This window comes from Moorena sp. SIO4A1, from assembly GCF_010672065.1.
In the GTDB taxonomy this organism is placed as follows: domain Bacteria; phylum Cyanobacteriota; class Cyanobacteriia; order Cyanobacteriales; family Coleofasciculaceae; genus Moorena.
This window is the reverse complement of the sequence record NZ_JAAHHX010000092.1, coordinates 1-20,406: the sequence shown is the minus strand read 5'-3', so window position 1 is coordinate 20,406 and position 20,406 is coordinate 1. Positions and strand designations below refer to the sequence as shown.

Here is a 20,406-nt window from a genome sequence, read left to right as displayed (position 1 = left end):
TCCGTGGTAAAGCAGTCCACTGGAAAACCTTACCAGACTACCTCAAGCACGGTGTGGGCATTTCAGCAGCCCAGCAAGCTCTACCGGTGATGTATGATGTCCCAGTCCCAGGCAGTGGCTTGGGACCCATCGGTGAAATCCGCTTAGTACCGGATTGGGAAACCTTAACCCCCTTACCCTATGCTCCTGGTCATGCCCGTGTGTTTGGGGATATGGTCAACAATGGTAGCCCATGGCCGTATTGTCCCCGAAACTTCCTCAAAAGGATGGTAGCAGAAGCGGAAAGTGAGGGCTTACAAGTAGTTGCTGCATTTGAAAATGAGTTTTACCTGCTGCAGCCAACCCCTGAGGGTATTCTACCGGTAGACAATACCGTATTTGCCTCGACGCTGGCAATGGATCAACATCAGCAGGTGATTGACCACATTGCTGAAGCCTTGGTCGAGCAAGGCATGCCCGTAGAGCAGTATTACCCAGAATGTGGTCCTGGTCAACAGGAAATTTCTATACTATACACCCAAGCCCTACCAGCGGCAGATCAACAAATAGCCTTTCGGGAGACAGTAAAAGCGATCGCATTTCAACATCACCTGGTTGCCTCATTTCTGCCCAAAATCCTAGCTGACCAAGCTGGTAATGGTTGTCACCTCCACCTCAGCCTATGGCGGGATGGCAAAAACCTGTTACTCAATCCAGAAGGGGATGGGGGACTTTCCAAAGTCGCCTGTCAGTTTATTGCTGGAATTTTACACCATTTACCTGCTTTAATGGCACTAACCACACCCAGTACTAATTCTTATCGACGGATTCGCCCTCATTGTTGGAGTGGCGCGTTCCGTTGTTGGGGAATCGATAACCGAGAGGCTGCGGTCAGGGTACCGAGTAACCCAGACGGTGAGAGTCCAACCAATTTTGAACTGAAAACTGTTGATGCTTCTTCTAATCCTTATCTAGCCTTGGGAGCAGTAATTGCGGCTGGCTTGGATGGAATTCGTAACAGTTTGGAATTGGGAGAAGCCGTAGCGGTAGATCCAGGACATTTGACAGAATTAGAACGTAGTCAGAGGGGTATTGAGTTATTGCCAACTAATTTAGGGGAAGCGATTGGTAACTTAAGTGCTGATCAAGTACTTTTGGATGCCTTAGGAGTAGAATTGGCTCAAGCCTATCTAGCGGTAAGGAAAGCCGAGTGGGAGGCAATGAAAGATTTTGAGTTGGAGGAGGAAGTCGAGCTTTTATTAGAGCGATATTGAATCAATTGATATTGGTAAGCATTCAGCCGTCAGCTAATGCGCTACGCGCACGCTACACCGAACAGCTAGCAGAAGCTTAAAGCTGATAGCTGAATGCTTAGGCATACTTGTTTATATTTTAAATTAGAAAGGGGACGTGATAGGATAAAAAATCCCACTTGATCGTAAGCATTCAGCTATCAGCCGTCAGCCGTCAGCTTATTTTATTCACAAGCACCATTAGTAGCCTAAGCTATGGGCATAAACTGTTCGCGTAGCGTGGCCACAGACCTTTAGCTGTTCGGTGTAGCGTGGGCGTAGCCCATTAGCTGATACGCGACACGCTGATAGCTGACGGCTGAATGCTTACACTTGATCTAATCGCAACCGTCCCTATCTTTAATTGGCAAGAGGGTAACGTTTCACTTTGTATGATGCCTGTTGTGTCCCCCTGATTCCGCTTATTCCTAACTCCAATTCACTCAGCTTTTTTTGTAAACCACAGTACTGAATTTCTGCAACACGTAGATTCTCGGCTGCAACTTGCTTTTTATCGTTTAATTGACGTAATTTTCCCTGAGATACATTTATTTTCTCTTCCAAACTGCGTATTTCTCCTCGAAGAGCAACGAAACGTTCTTGTGATGTCTGTACTTCAGTGCGGAAAGTGTTTCGTTGTTGTTGTAGGGTTTTGATTTCCCCTCGCACAGCCACTAGTTTCTGGTCTAAACCTCGTTGTTCACGGCGAGAGGCTTCTAGCCGTTCTTGGGAAGTTTTGATTTCCCCTCCCACAGCCACTAGTTTCTGGTCTAAACCTCGTTGTTCACGGCGAGAGGCTTCTAGCCGTTCTTGGGAAGTTTTGATTGCCCCTCCCACAGCCACTAGTTTCTGGTCTAAACCTCGTTGTTCACGGCGAGAGGCTTCTAGCCGTTCTTGGGAAGTTTTGATTTCCCCTCGCATACCCACTAGTTTCTGGTCTAAGCCTCGTTGTTCACGGCGAGAGGCTTCTAGCCGTTCTTGGGAAGTTTTGATTTCCCCTCGCATACCCACTAGTTTCTGGTCTAAACTTTGGCGTTCTGCCTTGAAGGATTTAAACCGTTCTTGGGTAGTTTTAATTTCGCCTCTGAGAGCCACTAACTGTTGCTGAGATTGACGCACTTTTACTTGAGAGGATTCTAGTTGTGACTGTGCGGTTTTAATTTTGCCTCTGAAAGCGACTAACTGCTGCTGAGATTGACGCACTTGGGCTTGAGAAGATTCTAGTTGTGACTGTGCGGTTTTAATTTTGTCTCTGAGAGCCACTAACTGCTGCTGAGATTGACGCACTTGGGCTTGAGAAGATTCAAGCTGTGCTGTTGCTGCCTGGGTTTCACTGCTAAGGAGAAGGAGTTTTTCTTCAGCCGTGCTGATCTCAGTGCGAACCGCAACGAGTCTTTGCTGTGAGGTTTGTAACTCCCTTTGAGATTCTCCTGAAGTTTGTAAAACTGTCAGTAATCCAGCTACTTCCACATCGTCAGGCTCGTATTTTGCTGCTTTTTTAAAGGAAGCGATCGCATGTTCGTAGTGACCGATGCGATAGAGGGCAAATCCTCGCTGTTTCCAAGCCAAAGAGTTTCGAGCATCAAGTTGAATCGCCTTGTCAAAATCCGTGATTGCTTTTTCATATCGACCAAGTTTGTAAAAAGCCGTGCCTCGGTCAATCCAAATTGAAGCAGCCTTGGCATCCAGTTCCAGTACTTGGTTGTAGAATGCGATCGCCTCAGAATACCGTTTTAAATCATAAAGCAGCACACTGGCAATTTTTTTAGGAATAATTGTCTGTACCAACTGCTGTTCAAATTCTGATGTGGCTTGAATTGAAAGTGCTTGCTTCCAGGCAGTAATCACCGCATCGTATCGTTTGAGTTCATGGTTTGCCTTGCCTTTCTCAAACCACGCTAAAAGGTAATTGGGCTTAATTTTAATCGCTTGATCATAGGAAGCGATCGCGGCTTCGTACTTGCCCAAGCTACTCAACGTATCCCCTCGCCAATACCAAGCTAAGAAAGAGTCTGGCTGAAGTTTTACAATCTGCGACCGTATCGTTATCTCTTCACTATACTTACCAATTCCTCGTAACTGACTGGCTTGTTGCCACAACTCATTGATTATTCTCCCTTGTGCCACAAGTTTCTCTGTCGAGGCGTTACGGCGGTCAAAATCCATCTGAGCAACGACAGTTTGAGCATTACCACTAGCCATACTTGTCGTGAGCAAAGTAGCTAGGGATACTACTACTTTAAACGGGAAATTTTTCATCTTTGGTGGTTAAGCAGTATTCTAGTTGAATTAAAATTAGGGATTACTGTCATAATATTACCAGCAATCTTAGCAAAGACACAGTTACCAAATACACAGTTAGAGGTATCACCATCCAAATGGTTTACCCCACCAACAACTAAAGCGATCGCTACCAATCCTCCAAACAGACCCTAGGGGTCTTCGGGGACTTCCTGCCTTCGTAGTTCAATAAACTTTTTTTTACGTTAACTACCAGACAATTATCTCTAGCATCTAATAATGTGAAATGATTAAGCTGTGGACTATCACCGCTATTGACCAACACGCTCACAACCTGCTAACTCCTGAAGCTGCTGCGAATTATCCCTATCCTGCCTTCTTCAGTGAAGCCTATGACCCTGATATCATTAATCATCATGCCCGTCACAGCCTTTTCTACAAACGAAGCCTTCGGGATATTTCCCAACTCTTAGAGTGTGAACCAGAGGAAGAGGCAATTCTTAAACGTCGCCAGACATTGGGCTTGAAAAAACTCACCCAGGAGTGTTTTAAATCATCTCAACTAGAAGCAATTTTCTTAGATGATGGTTTGCTACCAAATAAAATTATTCCTAGAGAATGGCATGAACAATTTGTGGCAGTCAAGCACATCCTTCGTTTGGAATATCTAGCAGAAAATCTAATCGCTGAGATAGATGACTTTGCTACCTTCCTAGAAACTTTCCGCTACAACATTGACCCACCCCTACCAGAAGTGGTAGGCTTCAAGAGTGTTGCTGCCTATCGTACAGGTTTGGATATCCAAATGATACCACAGGAGGTAGCTCAGGAATGTTTTGATGCCTTCAAGCAAGAAGTCTTGAGGGGAAAACCCTTGCGGCTGGTAGATAAGCCTTTAATTGATTTTTTGATTACCCAAGCGCTATAAATTGCAGCTAAACATGGAATACCTGTGCAGTTTCATACAGGGTTTGGTGACCCAGATTTAGACTTACCGCTGGCTAATCCAGTTTATATGCGTTCGCTTTTGGAAGACCAACGCTTCCGTAACGCTCCGATTGTCCTACTGCATAGCTCTTATCCTTATACCCAAGAAGCCGGTTATCTAGCAGCCGTCTATCCTCAAGTATATTTAGATTTCGGGTTAGCGGTGCCTTTTTTAAGTGTAGCTGGGATGCGTAGCGTGGCGCAACAGTTATTGGAATTTGTCCCAACCAGTAAACTGATGTATTCTTCTGATGCTCACAATATCCCGGAATTATATTACTTGGGAGCCAAGTGGGCACGGATAGTATTGGCACAGGTTTTGGAGGGAGCGATTCAGGATGGGGATTTGACTGCTAAGGAGGCGGAGTCAGTTGCTATGGGGATTTTGTGTGATAATGCTCGTGTGCTTTATGGGGCTAATAGTTTTTGATGAAACTCCAAAAGCCCATAGACGCGCTAGCGCTTCGGTGCAGGGTAGGACGGGAATAGGAAAAGGACTATTTGAGTTTCTGTTTTCCGGATACAGTGGCAGAAATGGTGGAGTTAAAAGAAGTAGATGAAATTTAATTACCACCCTGAGCCGTTCCTTCGGGCTTAGGGTTTTTTTGCTGGACTTTCTGCCAACATCCAAAAATTCCCCAAATCTTAAAATAGCTCAGCTAAAGTTATTAGCAACTTATTTTGATTCCTGCGCTTAAAGTCTTAGGGGTTTTGTTATTGTTAGGTGGTAATATTAGAAATGAACAATAAATAGTTAGCGATAGACTAACTAAACATTAATTGCTAGTCAGTAGCTAACATAAGGCTAAAAATAAACCTGTTTTTATTTTCCCTCTCCTCCTATCCGTTACATCCGTTACCCATCAGTTGCAGTATTTATCCTATATTGGTACTTTTAGCTTACCTTAACCCAACACAATTTTAAGATGACCCGTGTAATTGGCTTAATGAGCGGTACATCTGTAGATGGCATCGATGCTGCACTAGTAGAGATTTCTGGCTCAGACTTAGATTTAAAGATTGAGCTACTGGCTGGTGCTACCTATGGCTACCCCACTGAACTCAGGGAGAAAATTCTAGCTGTCTGTACTGGCACTCCCCTATCCATGGCCGAATTGGCAGCATTGGATGATGCGATCGCATTTCAATTTGCCCAAGCAGCATTGGCAATTGGGACTGGGTTACCCCCCGCTGAGTTAATTGGTTCCCATGGTCAAACAGTATACCATCGACCATTAGGGGTCAAGGGTGTTCGCGTAGCGTGGCCTTTTGGCCAAGGTTTTTCCGAGTTGAAAGTTGACAGGTTGAATGTTGAAAGTTCTTCCGAGTTGAAAGTTGGCCGGTTGAATGTTGTTCGCGTTCGCGCAGCGGAGGCCGAAGGCCACGCTACGCGAACGGCTTTGCCGAAAGCGTGGCCTTTTGGCCAAGGTTTTCCAGACAACCTGCAACCTGATAACCTTCAAGCTGGTAACCTACCCTTCTCGAACGCCAAAGGCGAACAACCTGCAACGGAAACTAACCTTGGCCAAAAGGCCACGCTACGCGAACAACCTGATAACCTTCAACCTGCTAACCTTCAACCTGCTAACCTACCCTACGGGAACGCCAAAGGCGAACAACCTGATAACCTTCAACCTACTAACCTACCCTACGGGAACGCCAAAGGCGAACAACCTGCTAACCTTCAACCTGCTAACCTACCCTACGGGAACGCCAAAGGCGAACAACCTGCTAACCTTCAACCTACTAACCTACCCTACGGGAACGCCAAAGGCGAACAACCTGCTAACCTTCAACCTCTAACGACTCTGGGATATAGCCTTCAACTGGGACGGGGAGAGGTGATTGCTGAGATTACCGGTATCAAGACCATCAGCAATTTCCGTGTGGCTGACATTGCTGCTGGGGGAGAAGGTGCGCCTCTGGTTCCTAAGATAGATGCCTGTTTGCTCCGGTCATCTACCCATAACCGATGTATCCAAAATATTGGTGGTATTGGTAATGTTACTTACTTGCCAGTTAGTGAAGGGAACTGGTTGGAACAGGTATATGGCTGGGATACTGGTCCGGGGAATGCCCTGTTAGATCTGGCTGTCGAGTATTTTACCAACGGTAGAAAAACCTATGATTACAATGGAGAGTGGGCAGCAAGTGGCACTCCCTGTGAGGCTCTCGTCGAACAGTGGCTTGCTCAAGAGTTCTTCAATATACCGCCCCCAAAATCTACCGGACGAGAGTTGTTTAGTCGAGATTATCTCAAGCAGTGTTTGGTAGAAAGTGAAGCCTATAACCTTGCTCCTGCTGATTTCCTGGCAACACTCACAGAACTCACTGTTGCCTCTATTGTTGAGAGCTATCGCAACTTCTTGCCTCAAATGCCAGATCAAGTACTATTGTGTGGTGGAGGGGCAAGCAATTTATACTTGAAGCAACGGTTGCAAATTAGACTAGATTCGGTGCCAGTATTAACCACTGACCAGGTTGGGTTAAGTCGGGATTTTAAAGAAGCGATCGCATTTGCTGTTTTGGCTCATTGGCGTAACCTGGGTATTCCCGGCAATCTCCCTCAAGTAACCGGTGCTTCAGAGGCTGTATGTCTAGGAAACCTGTATTCTCCGAGATCGCAACACCACTCATCCTAAAACTGGGTATTTTAGGGTTCCTATGCGTTGTCAAATGCAGTTAATAAGCTGCTCTTGCCATATCAGCTTAGAATCCCCGTTGGCTGAGACTGTGGGAGAGTTCAACTAGTTTGTCTGTTACTCCGTAGGAGTCGGGCTACTCCCGGAAGTTTGCCAATGGTATAACCTGAGGGGGTAAACCCCACAACCTTAGGTATAGCAGCTAGAATGAGTGGGGAACGATGAGAGGGCTTGTAGCAGTAATATTCAGTAACAGATAAAGAGTAACACCGTGGCTCACACCTTTTTATTGGAGGCAGGATGCTGGAGACTTCGGGGCAATTGGCTGGAACGCAATGGAAAATTAATTGTAGTCAGAGGTGGGACGATGGTTACCTGGAGTCGGGAAAACTGGTTTACCATGGTCACAAGACTGGTTTTTCCCAATCGTGAACGGGAGGATATCTCTTGCCAGTATCTAGGGCGTCTCGATACTGGCGACCAGAAGTATACCTTTGTCTTACAGCATAGCCTCCTAGGTCGTGTCGAGGGAGAAGGCTGGGTGGCTCGAGAATCCATTGTGCAACGGTATTGGGTATTAGGGGATCCCCAACGACGCAGTGGTTTTGAAACCCGGTATCAACGTAATGAAAATATATACTACCTCTCCAGTAGCATTATGGCAGGTCATTATCTCAGTAGCACAATGGAAGCAACTTTGGAACGTCAGCCACAATAGAAGTATTCTGGAATTAAGGGAGTTTTAATAGCAGTACACCTGTGACCGTTGCTATTTAGTTCATCTTCCTTAGTCCTTAGTCAGTTTAGTCCTTAGTCTTTAGTCCTTAGTTTTTTGTGATCCACATTAAGTCTGCTGGTATTTACAAAAGACCAATGACCAATGACCAATGACCAATGACCAATGAGCGATGACTAGAGACTAATGATTCATGAACACGTTATTTTCCAGATTTCACCAAGGAACTTATGATCACAGACCCTAACAAAGGTCGTCTACTCGCCAATCGCTATCAACTGGTCAAGTTGATCGGCAAAGGTGCTATGGGTCAAGTGTATCAAGCCAAAGATATGCTCCTCGGAGGTGTAACCGTTGCTGTCAAGTTTCTCTCCCATACATTATTGAACCAAAAAATGCGCGATCGCTTTGAGCGGGAAGCAACGATTTGCGCTTTGCTTGGTGAGAAAAGCAATCACATCGTGCGAGTTAGGGACTATGGCATAGATGAAAACGATATTTCCTTCTACGTCATGGAATACTTGGCAGGGGGAAATTTAAGCGCAATAATTCACACTAAAACCCTATCCTTACCCCGATTTTTGCATATTGCCCGTCAAATTTGTCTGGGATTACAATGTGCTCACCAAGGCATTGTATTTAAAGGCACACTCACTCCAATTGTGCATCGTGATATTAAACCCAGTAACATTATCGTTGTCGAAGATTCCTCCTTCGGTGAACTGATCAAAATCCTTGACTTTGGCATTGCTAAGCTTCTTCAGTTTGATGGTGCTCAAACCCATTCTTTTATGGGTACCCTAGCCTATTGTTCACCGGAACAAATGGAGGGAAAGGAACTGGATAAACGCTCTGATATCTATAGTCTAGGGGTGATGATGTTTGAGATGTTAACTGGTCACATGCCCATTCTTCCAGAAGATCATTCCTTTGGTAGTTGGTACAAAGCTCATCACTTCAGCCCACCTAAATCATTTGCATCGATTAACCCCAAGCTAAAGCTGCCGAAGTCCCTAGAGAAGCTAATCATGACCTGTATAGCGAAAGAGGTATCTGATCGTCCTCAAAATGTCGGGATTATCCTACGAACATTGGATTCATTAAACGAAGGTCATGATCGCGGTCGCTATCTGGGTCATCGGATTCAAACAATACTATCCGAGAAGCCTCTGAGTAAGGTAACACAAATACTTCCCGTATCAGGGAATGATATTTGTCGGCAAACCTCCTGGCCCGATGACAAGCCTAAAGCATCTATTGTCTTTTCTAAGATAATTCGTACCACAAGCCAAACCTTTCCTACCCTCTGGGTGATGCTGACTAAAGAAGAGATTGAGAACCGTCAGGTTAGTACACGCTACAACCAATTCTTGTATCTTATTCTACCTCATCCAATGGTGCTATGGATTACCGCAGTGCATAATCGCTACCACGGTGCTTGTTGGCTTCCTTGCTACTTAGACCTCAAAACAAATCAGGGTCAGAACATAATCAGACTTTTGGGAGATACTGGATATTACAGTATTTTGTTTTTTGATCAATCAAAACCAGAAAAGTGTGCTAATGTCATGACCTCAACCATTGCTCCTGCCCAACGCCAGCTATTCATTGATTGGGCGAATTCGTCTAAGACAATAAACTCAACTAATCAAGCAATGTTGAGCAAACGCATACTTAAGCAAGAGTTTCAAAAGCTGAAGCCAAAGATTTTGATGAAGTTAGAAGCTGCTCATACAGATTACCCTACTGATATTTCAGGTTAAAACAAGTTACATGCAACCAGTTACTGGTAACTGGTTACTTGATAAGAGATTTATTTTTTTTATTGGTTCTTCAGTACCTTTTATGCTAAAGTTCCAGTTAAAAAAACTCATAAAGCTTACTGTACAAGGAAAATTATGCTATTCAACTAACAAAAGTTACTGAATACAGCCTCTTCCCACTGTTCCCTATTCCCTGTTCCCTGTTCCCTATTACAGACTGTTTATTTAGCATAACAATTACGGAAGAGCATTCTTATTTTCGATTTTCCCTATTAAACCCTTAGCCAAAACTAATATAGGGATAGCATCAACTCCCGCTGATACTTTTTCGTCAGGGGATGGTCATTACCCAGCACATCAAACACCGCAATCATGGATTTTCTTGCACCATCATCTCTATAGTTACGATGTTTACTGACAATTTCTAAAAAGATTTTCAGGGCTGCTTCATAGTCTCCCTCTACAACTAACCGAGATGCCTGAGCAAATAACTGATCTAATTCACTTTCCCCAATAGGATTCGCCTGCTGCTTAAATTGAATCAATGCTCTGATTGCCTGAGCTCTGGGGAAATATTCTCGATCATTGTATTGAATGGTTTCTAAGAGTATGGTTGCCTCTTCTGGCTCATTAATGTGAACCAAAAAATTGGCCACTTCAATGACTAAACTTTGATTCTCTGGATACTTGGCAATTAGCTGTTCAAACAGCTGTTTGGCTCGGGATATATCCTCAGTTGCCATGGCAACCCGAGCTTCTTCTAGTCCAATGTCTAGCTCAGACTTCAGATTTAACCTAGCTAACATTTCCCGCAACTGAATCTCTGGCAAAACCCCGACAAAACCAGGAATCATATCACCATTGGTGACAATTCGGACATCGGGTACTCCCTCAATTTGAAAGTTATTTGCTAAATCTTGGTTGCGGTCAATATCAACTTTGGCTAAAACAAAGTCGTATTCTTTAGCTAGTTTTTCTAAGGTTGGTTTTAGGAGTTGACAAGGGCCACACCACGTAGCAAAGAAGTCTACTAATACAGGCTTCTCAAAAGACTTTTCTAAAACTTCAGTGGCGTAGTTGCTGCTAGTAACGTCTACAGAAAAACCCATATCAATTATTTCCGTTATCTTGCTGTTGAAATCAAAGATAAAATGTAAGCATATGCGCTACGCGCAGGCTACGCCAACAGCTAATGCTTACGAAGATAGGGAAGAGGAAGAAGAAGGAGGAGAGAATCGCAGGGAATTTTTACCATAAAATATCCCCTTTCCACACTCCTACCTTCCGCCACACTCGACATCAAGTCAAGGTTTGAGCCTTAACGAGGGTGTCATTCCCCTCTAACCCTTACTCAGCCCGCAGAGGATGTAGCTAAGACTTTTCCTGAGCTAGATGCTGCACTGTCCCGGCTAGATTCTACGAGCTTGCCTAGGATAGCGCTAACGTTAGTCTTGGCATCACCGAAGAGCATATTGGTGTTTTCTTTGAAGAACAGGGGATTGCCAACGCCAGCATAGCCACTGGACATTCCCCGTTTCATCACCACAACTGTACCAGCTTTCCAAACCTCTAAGACTGGCATCCCAGCAATTGGGCTACTGGGGTCTTCCATGGCACTAGGGTTAACGGTATCATTAGCACCAATCACGAGTACTACATCGGTTTCTGGGAAGTCCTCGTTAATCTCATCCATTTCTAGAACGATATCATAAGGCACATTTGCCTCAGCTAGCAGCACGTTCATGTGTCCTGGTAGTCGTCCAGCAACTGGATGAATGCCAAAGCGAACATTGATACCAGCATTCCTCAAAATCTTGGTAATATCGGACACCGGATGCTGAGCCTGAGCTACTGCCATGCCGTAACCGGGAACAATCATAACACTCTTGGCCCCTTGTAGCAGCTCTACGGTATCTTCTACTGTGGTCTCGGTGACTTGACCTTCCGGCTGATCACCACCTTTAGCTTTAGCTGTAGTTCCTGCACCTTCGCCGAAGCCTCCTAAAATCACGCTGATGAAGGAGCGGTTCATGGCTCGGCACATGATGTAACTGAGGATAGCACCACTACTACCTACTAGGGCACCAGTGATAATTAACAGGTCATTGGACAGCATAAAGCCTGCTGCTGCAGCGGCCCATCCGGAATAACTATTGAGCATGGAGATGACCACTGGCATATCAGCACCCCCAATAGCAGCTACCAGGTGGATGCCTAACACTGATGCGATCGCAGCCATAATCAACAAGGGTTGCAGACCAGCCGTCCCCTCTGCTGTCATGAACTGGTAACCCAGCCCGATTACAGCCCCAAGCATAGCCAGATTGAGTAGGTGGCGTGCTGGTAACATTAGGGGTTTGCTGCTGATGATAGCTCGTAGTTTACCAAAGGCTATCACTGAACCGGTGAAGGTAATTGCCGCAATGAACACACCAATATAAATTTCTAACTGGTGAATAGTTACTTCTGCACCCGTTAGGGATTCCCCCCCTTGCAGGTAATTGGCAATACCCACCAGTACAGCTGCAAGACCGACAAAACTATGGAGAATTGCTACCAGTTCTGGCATGGAGGTCATGGCTACCCGAGATGCCACGATCGCACCAATGATCACTCCTGGTAGAATCATCCCTCCCAGAGTGAGGTATGCCGTTACATTGCTACTTAGGGCAGTCGCAACAAAAGCAATCAGCATTCCAAGAATCCCGTAAATATTACCTTTACGGGCGCTTTCCTGGTTAGATAATCCCCCCAGGCTGAGAATGAATAAAGCACTAGCTGCAATATAGGCAACTGTCAACAGATTATTTGACATAGTCTCCTTAGTTTTATGGTGTTCAACGTTAAGGTTGAAGGTTAGTTGGTTGAATGTTTAAGGTTAGTTGGTTGAATGTTGTTCGCGTAGCGTGGCCAAAGGCCAAGGTTAGTTGGTTGAAGGTTAGTTGGTTGAAGGTTGGTTGGTTGAAGGTTAGTTGGTTGAAGGTTAGTTGGTTGAAGGTTAGTTGGTTGAAGGTTAGTTGGTTGAATGTTGTTCGCGTAGCGTGGCCAAAGGCCAAGGTTAGTTGGTTGAATGTTGTTCGCGTAGCGTGGCCAAAGGCCAAGGTTAGTTGGTTGTTAGCCTTTGGCGTTCGGTGTAGGGTAGCTGGTTTGGTTGAACGCGATCGCGTGGCCGAAAGGCCAAGGTTCATAAGATAACCTGTAACCTTCAAACCTTCAAACCTTCAACCTTCAAACCTTCAAACCTTCAAACCTTCAACCTTCAAACCTTCAAACCTTCAACCTTCAACCTTCAACCTTCAAACCTTCAACCTTCAAACCTTCAACCTTCAAACCTTCAACCTTCAAACCTTCAACCTTCAACCTTCAAACCTTCAACCTTCAACCTTCAAACCTTCAACCTTCAACCTTCAAACCTTCAAACCTTCAAGGGTCTAACCTATTTCTGAAACATCTTGAGCATGCGTTGGGTTACGAGGAAGCCACCGGAGATGTTGATGGTTCCAACTAAAATTGCGATCGCACCCAGAATAGTAGTAGGTGAGGTAGCTGCGCCGGAAATTTGCAGCATGCCACCAATGATGATGATGCCGCTAATGGCATTAGTAACACTCATCAAGGGTGTGTGCAGGGCTGGTTTTACGTTCCAGATCACTTGCCAGCCTACGAAGCAGGCCAGGATAAATACCGTGAAGTGGGAGAGGAAAGAAGGTGGTGCTCCGATTCCCAAGCCAATTAGGGCGAGTCCCACTAACACTGGCCAGAGCAAGCCCATGATACCCTTTGATTTCTTAGTCTCTGGCACAGACTCCTCTTTAGTTACCGCAGTCTGGGGTTCCGGTGCCGGTTTGGGAGGTGCTGGAGGTGTAGGGCGCTTGGGTGGGGGCCAGGTTACATCCCCAGCGTTTAGCACTAAGGCTCCCCGAACCACTTCATCCTCCATATCGACACGGTAATTTTCACTACCACCCATGTCCTTGAGGAGATGACAAAGGTTTGTGCCATAGAGTTGGCTAGATTGAGTAGCCATACGGCTGGGTAAGTCAGTCAAACCAATGATGGTCACACCTTTGTATTTGTAGACCTCATTGGCTTTGCTCACCTCACAGTTGCCCCCTTGCTCAGCTGCCATATCTACAACCACTGAGCCTTCTTTCATACTCGCTACCATTTCCTCGGTGATCAGTAGCGGTGCTTTTTTACCAGGGATCAGGGCAGTGGTGATGATGATGTCCACTTCTTTAGCCTGTGCAGCGAACAATGCCATCTCCGCCTCGATGAACTCTTTACTCATCACCTTGGCATAGCCCCCAGATCCTGTACCGTCTTCTTTGAAGTCCAGTTCCAGGAACTCTCCCCCCATGCTTTCCACTTGTTCCTTAACCACGGGGCGGGTATCGAAGGCGCGCACAACAGCACCCAGACCTTTAGCGGTACCAATAGCAGCTAGTCCAGCTACCCCAGCACCAATCACCAACACTTTAGCTGGGGGAACTTTCCCCGCTGCAGTAATTTGCCCAGTAAAGAAGCGACCAAAGTTATTGGCTGCCTCAATCACAGCCCGGTAACCAGCAATATTGGCCATAGAACTGAGGGCATCCATCTTTTGCGCCCTCGTGATGCGGGGTACCGCATCCATAGCCAACACGGTAGCCTTACGGCTTGAAAGTTGTTCGAGCAGTTCTTGGTTTTGGGCTGGCCAGATAAAGCTGATTAAAGTGCCATTTTCCGATAGCAACTCAGACTCATGCTTGTTTAGAGTTGGATGCATCTGAGGAGGACGCACTTTTAGGACAATATCTGCCTCTGACCAAAGGCTATTGGCATCAGGAATGATTTGGCATTCTGCTTGTTCGTAAGCATTGTCAGGAAAATTAGCTGTCTCTCCTGCTCCCGATTCAATCAGCACATCAAAGCCAAGTTTCTGGAGCACCTTCGCTGTATCCGGTGTAGCAGCTACCCGGCATTCACCTGGGTAAACTTCTTTCGGGATACCAACCTTCATGCGAGTTTTGGTTGGCTGTAAATCTGACGTTTCAGCCTCTTTGGGAATGGCTAGGGTCATTGACTCTCCTTCAGTTGTCTAAATGGAATAAGGACGGAAAATTCATTGATCACTACAGTGGGTCTAGAGGCATCAGGCAAAGGATGTCCAGACCAGCCACTTTCAGGGGCTAAGGCCACCGTATCTCCTAACATAGCTTTTGGTCATGGGTGACAAATACTCCTTAGGTGAGGACAACAAGAATCAGGAAAACTGACGATAATAACTGTTTTCCGTAACTATTTTCGGTAAATAGAATCAGGTAACAACTTCTTTGAAAAATGTTGTCCCTTGTTGACAATCTATCCTTCTATTTCTTTTGATTTCGAGTGGTTTTTAGCAACTGGTAGCTTCTTCTTGCTGGGGGATGTTCACCCTGTTTAGAGGATTCCCAAGTTCAACTAGAACGGGATCAGTTTGCTCCCTGACACCGCCAATGCTTTTAAGCCTGGGCGATTAACTCACTTATGATCAGCTGACTGGCTTCCCATCTGTGCTACTTGTCCTTGTATGCTACTTGTCGTGGTATCCAACACCAGGCATCGCCTCTTGCTGAATTTGAACTGCTGGCATCAATTTCTCTATATAAATTTCCCTGACTGTTCAAATACATGTGTCCCCATAACCGGATCTCTTTTTGGATCCTATGGTGATCTGCCAAAAGAGAGGATTATTTTTAACTTGTTTTAGGAATTGTGCTGTTGCACTCAGTTGTCGTAGGTAATCTTTACTAGTCAGATCGATTTATAGGTGATGGGGTAATAGGGTGTAGTGAGTGATTAAGGTGTAGCGATAGGGTTTGAAATTGGTATTAGGGATATTTTGTGTATAGCTTGCGTATATATATATAAGTAGTACAGTGAAAAAACAAATAACTGTTAATTGTCAGCTCAAGTCAGCAGCATTAGATTTATGCTATCCACACAATCTTCCATCAAACGTCTGATTTCCGCGATCGCATTAGCTGGTTGTGTCTTGACCGGGCTATCGGTTCGGAGCTTAGCCCAGAGTAATCCCGGATTGGTACTCTGGAGTGGTGTTAAGCGGGAAAATATCCTGAGATATCACCTAGATTTTAACGGTGCCCCCAATTACTGGGATCGTTACCGCTTGAAGATTCCCAAGAAGAAACTGGAATTGGGAGTTGCTCAGTTTTCTATTTCTTATCCAGATTACTACGATGGTAAGTTCGACGTGAACAAAATTGAAGTGCGCGTTGACGGTAAATCCCTCCCGGTCTCTGAAGTAGTCTGGGACAAAGAGAATTATAGCCTTCAGATTTACATGGAAGAGCCAGTTCCAGCCAATGAAAATGTGGAATTAGTATTTTCCAATGTCAAAAACCCTGATGGGGGTACTTATTACTTCGTTTGTTATGTCTTAGCTGCTGGTGATATTCCACTACCCACTTATGTCGGTACCTGGATTGTGAGTATTGGTCGTTAATCTATTGTAGTTCTGAATTGGGTCAGGTAACTCGTCCTAGGTTTTAGGGAGCAGGGAGCAGGGAGTAGGGAGTAGGGGAAAGAGTGTTGGTTTTCCGGTGTAGGGTAACCGTCACCCCGTCATAGCCTCTCCCCATCTCCCCAAAGCGCCCCCATTCAGAATTTAAATCGCTAACAGCTTATTCCCACTCCCCTCCTCACCACACCTGCCATACCCCCTTATTGATTAGACCTCCCAGGAAAACTAGCGAAGTCTATTGATCACTTGTGCTAATTTGATTTGTTTTTGATTTCTCTTTAATTTCCCTTTTGTCTACGTCAGTCATTATTTCGAGTCCCTTGGGAGTAGCCTTTAGGTGAAAAAGGTACCGACCGTTGATCATATAGACTGTGGTGATAGCTCCTATAGCAAAGATCAGGACCTGGCTGCCTGACACATCTGTGTGAAACCAAGACGTATCAGGCTCGACACTGTAACGACTGAATCCGTGAGAACCAGATGCGATTGACATGCAGTCACGCTACGCGAACGTAAAAATCCTGACGAGCTTTTTGAGAAGCAAAGCACGGTTGCGGGTCTTTGGGTAGCAAGGGGACGGGTGTTAAAAGTTGACGACTTTTGTGGAGGACTCCCGTTAGCCAGCGCAGACCAATTTTCAGGTAGCTCAGACCCCTTTGCCAATGAGGATTGACCTTTGGTCACGCTACGCGAACGACCTGCCGTCGCAGACCTTGTAGTTGAACAGCCATGCCTTGAGTCGTGCCGTACAGTAGTGCCACCGCAGCCACGCTCGTAGAGCCGTTCGAGAGCTCGCCATTGCGGATGCGGGAGTCTTCGAGCTTCTTTGGCTCCCGACTTACTGTCCAAAAATAATTCCTCGACCCGGAACCTCAAACCGTATTGCCACAGAGTTTTTAAGGTGGGGGTTTCATCGGTGATGACCGCCCAAGGCTCTTTGACCCCTTTGACGTTGGCTAACACCAGATGAGAGCGGTGTTTTCCATCTTGCCATAAACCCACATGGTGATAGAACACTGCTTCTCCCTTTTGTGGCCACAGATAACTGACTTCAATCGGATAGCGACGCGGACCATGCAAATTGACATCACAGGGCAGCCGTAGACAATAGTGCCAATTGCTCCAAAGTAACCAGTTCATCAAAGCATGGTTGGCGAAACCTCGGTCGGCTTTGAGCATCACATCGGCATGTTGACGCAATATCCACCGGGCTTGGCGTAACAATGGTTGATATTCTTCGAAAGCCACCGTGGCACTGCTATGCTCCTTCACTTGCCACAGAAATGGCACGGCACGACCACAACACACCAGTGATAGATGAATCATACAGTAGCGATTCCAAAGCACTGTGGTATCGAGTGCAAGGTACAGACGATGAGACTGCCAATTCTTCAATGCCAATAGCACCAAGGGAATATATAGCCCCTTCACACCAATGAGTCGATTGCTCACAAAGCGGTGCCACCGACGTTCAAAGCTTTGGGCTTGTTTGGCTCGGCTGGAGACATAAGGTTCCCAGGCACTAAGGCAAAGCTGACCACTGCTAATTAAGGCACTCACCATCGGTGGTAATGGTGTTTAGATGGCGCAGATCGAGGGTAGCTGCTGTATTGACACAGAAAGTCTAACAGTTGATCATGAATTTGGGTAGAGTTGGACATGCTCCGATGGGCTGGTTGTGTAGTGACCAAGCGCCTCGCATATCCCTCTACCCTTTTTGTACGAGTCTTGCCTTCCCGTAGCGTGAGCAAAGGTCAATCGCTCTTTTCTACCAGTTGTCTGGGACCGTCCCCTCAAAACCTGCATCCCATCACCCAGGCATAATCAGGCTTTGAGGCACTTGTGTCCGGCAGTCAGGTACTTAGGAGGGGTAGCCAAAAAAATGCGCCTTTGGCGCACGCTACGCGAACGCAAAGTCAAAGTAAGTAAATCCTCAGATTCATTCTTGAGAAATAAGACTAGATGAATTAGCAAAAAGCTTGCCATCAGAGGCTTTTAAAGAAATCGAGATCAACCTAGGAAAGCCAAGAAAAGTATATGTAGCAACAGTAGAAGTAGAAATTAAGAGTCTGTCAGGGTAAGTATTCAGGTGATGGGGTTGACAAAAACAGAAGGATGAGTAGTAGTGTAGAAGGATGGAAATCAAACCGCCAGCTATCCCAAACAGTTTTGAAGCTCTGGAACTGCAGCCCCCATCAGTTCTGGCGGACCTGGTGGTGCAACAGCAACAAGTGATTGAACAACTGATTGGGGAGGTGGAACGGCTCAAAAGCCTGTTGAACAAAGACAGCCAAACTTCATCAAAACCGCCATCAAGCGATCTAATCAGAAGGTCAGAGAAAAAAAAGTCGAAGGAATCAGATTCGCAGAAACGAAAACCCGGAGGACAACCGGGACACAAAGGGAAAACCCGAAAAGGATTTGGACGAGTAGACCGATATGTAGTAGTCGAACCTCAAAGTTGTCCGAGCTGTCAGAGAAATGACTGGGAAAGTAGGGATTGCTCAACTCGAAGCTATGTGGTGGCTCAACTGGTAGAGCATCCAATCGAAATTGTAGAGTACCAGCAGAAGCGACGGGTATGTCATCATTGTGGAACTCTGGTTGGGGGAGAGTTACCCGAGAACATCATTGCAGGACAAGACTTGTCAGCCAACTTGCAGGCCATGCTGGCTTGGTTGGGACACTACGGTCATTTGTCTTATCAAAAGCAACAAGAATGGTTGCGAGAGTTTGGCAACATTGAGGTGAGCTTAGGAACCCTAGAAGCCACTACCCAGCGAGTCGCCGCCGCTGTTACCCCACAAGTGAATCAATTAAAAGAATGGGTCAAGACTCAACCTCATGTCCACGCTGACGAGTCCCCGTGGTTGGTCAACGGGGTAAAAGAATGGATGTGGGTGCTTTCGGGATACGGATATAGTTTGTTCCATGCTGGAGACACTCGTTCGAGAGCCGAACTTGAATCTCTACTGGGTCAGAGTTTTGCTGGAGTTCTAAGTTCTGACGATTTCAGCGTCTACAACGGTTATCAGGTGGCAGCTCAACAAAAATGTCTGGCTCATCTACGACGACATTTTCAACAAGTCGCTCGTCTAAAACAGCCTCACCAGAAGGGCTTGGGTCAAGCTTTTGTTGAGCTGATTGACGAAGCTTTTGCCAAACACCGTCAATGGCGTGAGACTGGTGAGGCATCAGTTTATGCTTCTTGGGCAGAGTCTTTCAAACAGCGAGTGACTGAGGCAATTGAGACCTGGAGTGGGAGAGCTGGTCACGCTGCGGGGTTGTTGCTCAAGTCTTTGAGACAAAAGTCCCAGCAATGGTGGTATTTCCTCGACCACCCCCAAGTGCCACCCGATAATAATCGGGCAGAGCGCTCTTTGCGTTTGGCAGTGACCAAGCGTAAAGTGGCGGGAGGTTCTCGTTCCTGGAGTGGGTTTGAGCGTTCGGCAACATTATTAAGTGTGATTCAGTCTTGTCGTGCTCAAGGGCGTAATGTGATTGAGTTCCTCACTCAAGCTCTGTCTTTAGGAGCTAGACACTGTTCTAACCAATTGTCTCTCATTCCAGTTTTCAAGTAACTGGGGTGGCTTTGTCAACCCCATCACCTGAATGCTTACGCTTTGCAAACAACTTAGGACTCTAGCATTCCTGGATAACTCACTCCTACACAGACTTGTCAGAAAGGAATTTCATAGAGGACATTCTTGGAGTAAAAACCAGATAGTCTATCAACAAGTGGGTTATAAATGCAAAAGAATCTCTCGTCACACTTACCAGTTAGAACTAGCTGGATTAAGAAGGGGAAAGAGGAATAGGATAGTTGTCAGATCTAATCGAAAAATAAAAGGACAAATTAGATTAATCCATAACCAACTTTTGCAAAGATTTGAAATTCACTTTCTGGTAGACCATGGAACCGTAGGAATTCCATCTGAACGTCGGAGTGTCGGAGTAGATAAGGGGTACACGGAGGCTTTCTATGACTCAGAGGGTCAGGCTCACGGGAAAGGACTAGGAAAAGTAACCACCAAGAAGTCTGATCGTATATGTGCCAAAAACCGCAATAGAGGGAAACTTTGGGCGCTTCACAGAAAGCTAGAAAAATTAGACCCAGCTAAGTCGGCTCGAATACTCGAAAATAACCTGACCAGAAAAACAGAAAATCGCCGTTACAGAAAAAATCAATCAGAGCTAACGGCCATAATAGGAGCAGCTTCTAAATCCCTCTTTAACGGGGAGTCTTTAAAAGTCTTTGCTG

At 45.8% G+C, this 20,406-nt stretch carries 14 protein-coding genes and 2 pseudogenes; 10 read left to right on the top strand and 6 right to left on the bottom strand.

Going from position 1 to position 20,406, the window contains the following annotated elements; all coding sequences use genetic code 11:
* The coding region (locus tag F6K53_RS32240) for a glutamine synthetase family protein (RefSeq protein WP_293083498.1) at positions 1 to 1,253 on the top strand (1,253 nt) is incomplete at its 5' end.
* Positions 1,254 to 1,631: 378 nt separating this feature from the next.
* On the opposite strand, the gene F6K53_RS32235 is transcribed toward F6K53_RS32240, so the two are convergent.
* Entirely contained in the window at positions 1,632 to 3,530 is a 1,899-nt protein-coding gene (locus F6K53_RS32235) for a tetratricopeptide repeat protein (protein ID WP_293083496.1), read from the bottom strand.
* 268 nt (positions 3,531 to 3,798) lie between these two features.
* Here F6K53_RS32235 and F6K53_RS32230 point away from each other — a divergent pair, with 268 nt between their 5' ends.
* The 6 genes and pseudogenes from F6K53_RS32230 to F6K53_RS32210 all read left to right on the top strand — a co-directional run bounded on the left by F6K53_RS32230 (position 3,799) and on the right by F6K53_RS32210 (position 9,640).
* Positions 3,799 to 4,440, top strand: coding sequence for a hypothetical protein (locus tag F6K53_RS32230; RefSeq protein ID WP_293069240.1), 642 nt, complete (start codon positions 3,799 to 3,801; stop codon positions 4,438 to 4,440).
* Entirely contained in the window at positions 4,441 to 4,929 is a 489-nt protein-coding gene (locus tag F6K53_RS32225; protein ID WP_293069244.1) for an amidohydrolase family protein, read from the top strand. It abuts the gene before it with no gap.
* 496 nt (positions 4,930 to 5,425) lie between these two features.
* Positions 5,426 to 5,731: pseudogene (locus F6K53_RS46080) on the top strand (anhydro-N-acetylmuramic acid kinase); the annotation flags it as partial.
* A gap of 57 nt (positions 5,732 to 5,788) precedes the next feature.
* Positions 5,789 to 7,141 carry an anhydro-N-acetylmuramic acid kinase gene (locus tag F6K53_RS32220; protein ID WP_366511378.1) on the top strand — a complete coding sequence of 451 codons (1,353 nt, stop codon included), beginning with the start codon at positions 5,789 to 5,791 and terminating at the stop codon, positions 7,139 to 7,141.
* Positions 7,142 to 7,412: 271 nt separating this feature from the next.
* Entirely contained in the window at positions 7,413 to 7,859 is a 447-nt protein-coding gene (locus tag F6K53_RS32215) for a hypothetical protein (protein ID WP_293017293.1), read from the top strand.
* Between the two features lie 248 nt (positions 7,860 to 8,107).
* Positions 8,108 to 9,640: a serine/threonine-protein kinase gene (locus tag F6K53_RS32210; protein WP_293017292.1), complete on the top strand. Its 1,533-nt coding sequence runs from the start codon at positions 8,108 to 8,110 to the stop codon at positions 9,638 to 9,640.
* A 290-nt stretch (positions 9,641 to 9,930) separates the two neighbouring features.
* Here F6K53_RS32210 and F6K53_RS32205 read toward each other — a convergent pair whose 3' ends face one another.
* The 4 genes from F6K53_RS32205 to pntA form a co-directional block, all read right to left on the bottom strand.
* Complete coding sequence (locus F6K53_RS32205; RefSeq protein ID WP_293017291.1) at positions 9,931 to 10,749, bottom strand: tetratricopeptide repeat protein; 819 nt, start codon at positions 10,747 to 10,749, stop codon at positions 9,931 to 9,933.
* A 242-nt stretch (positions 10,750 to 10,991) separates the two neighbouring features.
* A complete protein-coding gene (gene pntB, locus F6K53_RS32200; RefSeq protein WP_293069238.1) occupies positions 10,992 to 12,455 on the bottom strand; it encodes a Re/Si-specific NAD(P)(+) transhydrogenase subunit beta in 1,464 nt (487 codons plus the stop codon).
* Positions 12,456 to 12,483: 28 nt separating this feature from the next.
* Positions 12,484 to 12,828, bottom strand: a complete 345-nt coding sequence (locus F6K53_RS32195; RefSeq protein WP_293069236.1) for a hypothetical protein — start codon at positions 12,826 to 12,828, stop codon at positions 12,484 to 12,486.
* Positions 12,829 to 13,076: 248 nt separating this feature from the next.
* Complete coding sequence (pntA, locus tag F6K53_RS32190; RefSeq protein WP_293069243.1) at positions 13,077 to 14,642, bottom strand: Re/Si-specific NAD(P)(+) transhydrogenase subunit alpha; 1,566 nt, start codon at positions 14,640 to 14,642, stop codon at positions 13,077 to 13,079.
* 951 nt (positions 14,643 to 15,593) lie between these two features.
* Here pntA and F6K53_RS32185 point away from each other — a divergent pair.
* On the top strand, positions 15,594 to 16,127 hold the full coding sequence (locus tag F6K53_RS32185; protein WP_293017287.1) for a DUF2808 domain-containing protein: 534 nt from the start codon (positions 15,594 to 15,596) through the stop codon (positions 16,125 to 16,127).
* A gap of 414 nt (positions 16,128 to 16,541) precedes the next feature.
* Here the strand turns inward: F6K53_RS32185 and F6K53_RS32180 are convergent, their stop codons facing one another.
* Positions 16,542 to 17,708, bottom strand: a complete 1,167-nt coding sequence (locus tag F6K53_RS32180; RefSeq protein WP_293083491.1) for a hypothetical protein — start codon at positions 17,706 to 17,708, stop codon at positions 16,542 to 16,544.
* Positions 17,709 to 18,280: 572 nt separating this feature from the next.
* Between F6K53_RS32180 and F6K53_RS32175 the strand changes: the two genes are divergently transcribed.
* Complete coding sequence (locus tag F6K53_RS32175; RefSeq protein WP_293083488.1) at positions 18,281 to 19,726, top strand: IS66 family transposase; 1,446 nt, start codon at positions 18,281 to 18,283, stop codon at positions 19,724 to 19,726.
* 40 nt (positions 19,727 to 19,766) lie between these two features.
* Positions 19,767 to 20,406, top strand: a pseudogene (locus F6K53_RS32170) (transposase); the annotation flags it as partial.